A 6,537-nucleotide genomic window follows, 5' to 3' on the forward strand; every position below is an offset into this window, starting at 1 on the left:
TAACCCAAATAAAGAACATGCATTAAGCACGTCCAAATGAACCTTTTATCAACACCGCTTAATAAAGCGGAATTTGTTAACCACGGCGAAAACTAAAGCTTTTGAAGCTTAAGGGATCACAATGCAGAACGGTGCAATGAAGGACTGGCTGGATTCAAGCTTTCTGGCTGGTGCAAACCAGTCTTACATAGAGCAAATCTATGAAGACTATATAACCGATCCTAATTCTGTTGATGCAGGTTGGAGAGAAATATTCCAACAATTACCGGATGAAGGACTTCACGGGGAACAACTTCACTCACAGACACGTGATTACTTCCGTCGTCTGGCAAAGGATGCCACTCGTTACCACACTTCAGTCAGCGATCCAGCAATGGATGCAAAACAAGTTAAGGTTTTGCAGCTAATCAACGCATTCCGCTTCCGCGGTCATCAAAATGCGAACCTTGATCCATTGGGATTATGGAAACAGGAACCTGTACCAGATCTCGATCCTGCTTTCCATAATTTAACCAAAGCAGATTTTGAAGAAACGTTTAACGTAGGCTCATTTGCTATCGGCAAAGAGACGATGAAACTGGCTGATTTATATGACGCCCTGAAGCGCATTTATTGTGGTTCTATTGGTGCGGAATATATGCATATCACCAATACAGAAGAAAAGCGCTGGCTCCAACAGCGTCTGGAATCTGTGGCGGTGGGTTCACAGTTCAATACGGAAGAAAAACGTCGTTTTCTGGCAGAGCTGATGGCAGCAGAAGGTTTGGAACGCTATTTAGGTGCTAAGTTTCCGGGGGCGAAACGTTTCTCCCTTGAAGGCGGTGATGCGCTGATTCCAATGCTAAAAGAACTTATCCGTCACGCAGGTAAACAAGATACTCGTGAAGTTGTACTGGGAATGGCTCACCGTGGGCGCCTCAACGTTCTGGTCAACTTATTCGGTAAAAAACCAGCGGATCTGTTTGACGAGTTTGCTGGTAAGCATAAAGAACATCTTGGCACGGGTGACGTGAAATACCATCAGGGTTTTTCGTCTGATTTCGAAACTGATGGTGGACCAGTGCATCTGGCGCTGGCATTTAACCCATCGCACCTTGAAATTGTCAGCCCTGTTGTTATTGGTTCTGTCCGTGCTCGCCGTGACCGCCTCAATGAAGGCCGCAGTAACATGGTTCTGCCAGTGACCATCCATGGTGACTCAGCAGTAACAGGGCAGGGGATTGTTCAGGAAACACTGAACATGTCTCAGGCGCGCGGCTACGAAGTTGGTGGTACAATTCGAATTGTGGTTAACAACCAGATTGGTTTCACAACCTCTAATCCTAAAGATACCCGTTCAACAGAATATTGTACTGATATTGCGAAGATGGTTCAGGCACCAATCTTCCACGTTAATGCAGATGATCCGGAAGCCGTGACTTTCGTCACCCGTCTGGCTCTGGATTTCCGTAATACCTTTAAACGTGACGTGATGATTGATTTGGTTTGTTACCGTCGTCACGGGCATAACGAAGCTGATGAGCCAAGCGCAACTCAGCCTTTGATGTATCAGAAAATCAAGAAACACCCAACACCACGCAAGATCTATGCGGATAAACTTATCGCAGAAAATCTACTGTCACCTAATGATGTCACTGAAATGGCCAACTTATATCGTGACGCATTAGATCACGGTGATTGTGTCGTGGACGAATGGCGTCCAATGGGTCTTCATTCCTTTACATGGGAACCTTATCTGAACCATGAATGGGATGCAGAGTATCCACATCAGGTGGATATGAAACGCTTGCAAGATCTTGGCAAACGTATCAGCTCCATTCCGGCTGAGGTCGCAATGCATTCCCGCGTTGCAAAAATCTACGCTGACCGTGCAGAAATGGCTAATGGAAACAAATTATTTGACTGGGGCGCGGCAGAAACACTGGCGTATGCAACTCTGGTTGATGAAGGTGTTCCGGTACGTCTGTCCGGTGAAGATGCGGGTCGTGGTACATTCTTCCACCGTCATGCGGTTATCCATAATCAGACTGATGCCTCTGTTTATGTGCCTCTGGCAAATGTTCACAATGGTCAGGGTGAATTCAACGTATGGGATTCCGTGCTGTCTGAAGAAGCAGTACTGGCGTTTGAATACGGTTATGCAACAACTGAGCCACGCACGCTGACCATCTGGGAAGCTCAGTTTGGTGATTTTGCTAACGTAGCACAGGTCGTTATTGACCAGTTCATCAGCTCTGGCGAGCAGAAATGGGGCCGTATGTGTGGTCTGGTTATGTTGCTGCCGCATGGATATGAAGGGCAAGGCCCAGAGCACTCATCAGCACGTCTGGAACGTTATCTGCAATTATGTGCAGAACAGAACATGCAGGTCTGTGTGCCATCAACTCCGGCCCAGGTTTATCACATGCTGCGCCGTCAGGCTCTGCGTGGTATGCGTCGTCCTCTGATCGTTATGTCACCTAAGTCACTGCTGCGCCATCCATTGGCAGTATCCAGTCTGGATGAACTGGCTGACGGTAAGTTTGAGACAGTGATTGGCGAAGTTGACGCTTTAGATCCGAAAGGTGTGAAACGCGTTGTACTTTGCTCCGGTAAAGTTTATTACGATCTGCTGGAGCAGCGTCGTAAGAATGAACAGAGTGATGTTGCTATTGTTCGTATTGAGCAGCTATATCCATTCCCTCGTCAAGATTTGCAGAATCTGTTTGAGCAGTATGCTCATGTTCATGATTTCGTTTGGTGTCAGGAAGAACCCCTGAACCAAGGGGCTTGGTATTGCAGTCAACATAATTTCCGTGAAGCGATCCCATTTGGGGCTTCTTTACGTTATGCAGGGCGTCCGGCTTCTGCTTCCCCGGCTGTGGGCTATACGTCCGTTCACCAGAAGCAACAGCAAGCTCTGGTTAATGACGCACTGAACGTTGAATAAATTAAGGATAGAAAATGAGTAGCGTAGAAATTCTGGTTCCAGACCTTCCTGAATCTGTTGCGGATGCGACTGTTGCAACATGGCACAAAAAACCGGGTGATGCTGTAGAGCGTGATGACATCCTGGTTGAAATTGAAACTGACAAAGTGATTTTAGAAGTACCAGCAAGTGAAGCGGGTGTTCTGGAAGCTATTTTGGAAGAAGAAGGCGCGACTGTATTGTCTAAGCAATTGCTTGGCCGTATTAGCCTGAGTAACAGTGCTGGCATGCCTGCTGCTGTGAAGGAAACCACTGAAGCAACTCCGGCACAGCGCCAGACTGCCTCTTTGGAAGATGAGAGTAACGATGCGCTTAGCCCGGCAGTTCGCCGTCTGATTGCAGAGCACGATTTAGATCCTGCTGCAATTAAAGGCAGTGGTGTAGGTGGTCGCATTGTGCGTGAAGATGTAGAAAAACATATCGCTGCGAATAAAAAAGAGAGTGCTAAACCTGCTGCTTCTGCACCAGCCGCTCAGCAATCTGAACTGCCTCACCGCAGTGAAAAACGCGTACCAATGACACGTTTACGTAAGCGTGTTGCAGAGCGTCTGCTTGAAGCGAAGAACAATACGGCAATGTTGACGACTTTCAATGAAGTCAACATGAAACCAATTCAGGAACTGCGTAAGCAATACGGCGATGCGTTTGAAAAACGTCATGGCGTTCGTCTGGGCTTCATGTCCTTCTATGTGAAAGCTGTTGTTGAAGCACTGAAACGTTATCCAGAAGTTAATGCTTCAATTGATGGCACTGACGTGGTTTACCACAACTATTTTGATATCAGCATTGCGGTATCGACTCCACGTGGTCTGGTAACACCAGTATTACGTGATGCAGATGCCCTGAGCATGGCTGATCTCGAAAAAACCATCAAAGAGCTGGCTATTAAAGGCCGTGACGGTAAATTGACTGTTGATGAACTCACCGGCGGTAATTTCACCATTACTAATGGTGGTGTTTTCGGCTCTCTGATGTCCACTCCGATCATTAACCCACCACAAAGTGCGATTCTGGGTATGCATGCCATTAAAGATCGCCCAATGGCAGTAAATGGTCAGGTTGAGATCCTTCCGATGATGTATCTGGCACTGTCTTATGACCATCGTCTGATTGACGGACGTGAGTCTGTAGGCTTCCTGGTGACCATCAAGGAAATGCTGGAAGATCCAACACGTTTGTTGCTGGATGTATAGCATCACCATCAGGGCGGAGGGTGTTAAATTCTGCCCAGTCTGAAGTACAACGATGTTGATGTAAAAAGTGTTGATGTAACAAACCATGCGGCCAGCTTTCGGGCTGGCCATATCCGAGCAACAAAATATACCCTGTGAATTTCGAAATGCAGTAAATAAGGCTGTAGCTTGTAGTACGCAGGTATAGAAGGTTAATTACCTTTCTTAGATTAAATTATGGATAGAACATCATGAATTTACACGAGTATCAGGCAAAACAACTTTTTGCACGGTATGGTTTACCAGCACCAGCTGGTTATGCCTGCACAACGCCGCGCGAAGCAGAAGAAGCAGCATCCAAGATTGGTTCAGGTCCTTGGGTCGTTAAATGTCAGGTTCATGCAGGCGGTCGCGGTAAGGCTGGTGGTGTGAAAGTCGTCAATAGCAAGGAAGATATTCGTGCTTTTGCTGAACAATGGCTGGGTAAACGGCTGGTAACTTATCAGACTGACGCACAGGGTCAACCTGTTCATCAGATTCTGGTGGAAGGAGCGACTGATATTGCTAAGGAGCTGTATCTCGGGGCTGTTGTTGACCGTGGTACACGTCGTGTAGTGTTCATGGCCTCTACCGAAGGTGGCGTCGAAATAGAAAAAGTGGCGGAAGAAACGCCCGAACTGATTCATAAAGCAATCATCGACCCACTGGCTGGCCCTATGCCCTATCAAGGCCGTGAACTGGCGTTCAAGTTAGGTTTGACTGGTAAACAAGTCGGCCAATTCACCAAGATTTTCATGGGATTGGCAAACCTTTTCCTTGAGCGTGATCTGGCTCTGGTTGAAATTAACCCGTTGGTTATTACAACTGAAGGTGATCTTATCTGTTTGGATGGAAAGTTGGGCGCAGATGGTAACGCGATGTTCCGTCAGGCCGAACTGCGTGAAATGCACGATCCTTCACAGGAAGATCCACGTGAAGCTCAGGCTGCACAATGGGAACTGAATTATGTTGCATTGGATGGCAACATTGGCTGTATGGTAAATGGTGCTGGTCTGGCAATGGGAACGATGGACATTGTCAAACTGCACGGTGGCGCACCTGCTAACTTCCTTGATGTTGGTGGTGGTGCAACAAAAGAACGTGTTACTGAGGCATTTAAAATCATCCTGTCAGATGAAAATGTGAAAGCTGTCTTGGTAAACATCTTTGGTGGGATCGTCCGTTGTGACCTGATTGCCGACGGTATTATTGGTGCAGTGGAAGAAGTGGGTGTTCACGTACCGGTAGTTGTTCGTCTGGAAGGAAACAATGCTGAACTGGGTGCGAAAAAACTGGCTGACAGTGGCTTGAACATTATAGCAGCAACCAGTTTGACAGACGCAGCTAAACAGGCAGTCGCAGCAGCGGGGAATAAATAATGTCTATTTTAATCGATAAGAACACCAAAGTGATTTGTCAGGGTTTTACTGGTAGTCAGGGTACTTTCCACTCAGAACAGGCGATTGCTTACGGTACTCAGATGGTTGGTGGTGTCACACCGGGTAAAGGTGGCACTGAACACCTTGGCCTGCCTGTGTTTAATACCGTTCGTGAAGCGGTTGAAGCAACAGGTGCAACAGCCTCTGTTATTTATGTACCGGCACCATTTTGTAAAGACTCCATTCTGGAAGCTATTGAAGCTGGCATTAAACTGATTATTACCATTACCGAAGGCATTCCAACTCTGGATATGCTGACTGTTAAGGTAAAACTGGATGAAGCCGGTGTTCGCATGATCGGCCCTAACTGCCCAGGTGTGATTACTCCGGGTGAATGTAAGATCGGCATTATGCCTGGTCATATTCATAAAGCAGGTAAAGTGGGTATTGTATCCCGTTCAGGTACTTTGACATATGAAGCGGTGAAACAGACAACTGATGCAGGATTAGGTCAATCCACCTGTGTTGGTATCGGTGGTGACCCAATTCCGGGTTCAAACTTCATCGATATCCTGAAACTGTTCCAGCAGGATCCACAAACTGAAGCTATCGTCATGATCGGCGAGATTGGTGGAACAGCAGAAGAAGAAGCTGCTGCGTACATCAAAGAGCATGTAACGAAACCTGTCGTTGCTTACATCGCGGGTGTGACAGCACCTAAAGGTAAGCGCATGGGGCATGCTGGTGCGATTATCGCGGGTGGTAAAGGTACTGCGGATGAGAAATTCGCAGTGCTGGAAGCCGCAGGCGTGACAACTGTCCGTAGCCTTGCTGACATCGGAGATGCAGTAAAAGGGTTATTGGCAGGAAAATAGCCCCAAAATAAGCTATTTTTATAGAAAAAGGCTGCTTTTAAGCAGCCTTTTTATTTTTATTTATAATATAAACAGTATGTTAGTCTTTTTATACAGAGTGATAT

At 46.8% G+C, this 6,537-nt stretch carries 4 protein-coding genes; all 4 read left to right on the plus strand.

Features of this window, described 5'->3' with window-relative positions; all coding sequences use genetic code 11:
* Positions 1 to 121 precede the first annotated feature (121 nt).
* On the plus strand, positions 122 to 2,929 hold the full coding sequence (gene sucA / locus AACX68_RS15575) for a 2-oxoglutarate dehydrogenase E1 component (protein WP_228859708.1): 2,808 nt from the start codon (positions 122 to 124) through the stop codon (positions 2,927 to 2,929).
* A gap of 14 nt (positions 2,930 to 2,943) precedes the next feature.
* Complete coding sequence (gene odhB / locus AACX68_RS15580) at positions 2,944 to 4,161, plus strand: 2-oxoglutarate dehydrogenase complex dihydrolipoyllysine-residue succinyltransferase (protein ID WP_099122485.1); 1,218 nt, start codon at positions 2,944 to 2,946, stop codon at positions 4,159 to 4,161.
* Positions 4,162 to 4,391: 230 nt separating this feature from the next.
* Positions 4,392 to 5,558 carry an ADP-forming succinate--CoA ligase subunit beta gene (gene sucC / locus AACX68_RS15585; RefSeq protein ID WP_099109106.1) on the plus strand — a complete coding sequence of 389 codons (1,167 nt, stop codon included), beginning with the start codon at positions 4,392 to 4,394 and terminating at the stop codon, positions 5,556 to 5,558.
* On the plus strand, positions 5,558 to 6,433 hold the full coding sequence (gene sucD, locus AACX68_RS15590; RefSeq protein WP_228859709.1) for a succinate--CoA ligase subunit alpha: 876 nt from the start codon (positions 5,558 to 5,560) through the stop codon (positions 6,431 to 6,433). The genes sucC and sucD overlap by 1 nt, the downstream gene beginning before the upstream one ends.
* Positions 6,434 to 6,537 lie beyond the last annotated feature (104 nt).

It is taken from the genome of Xenorhabdus sp. PB61.4, assembly GCF_963894935.1.
Lineage (GTDB): Bacteria > Pseudomonadota > Gammaproteobacteria > Enterobacterales > Enterobacteriaceae > Xenorhabdus > Xenorhabdus stockiae.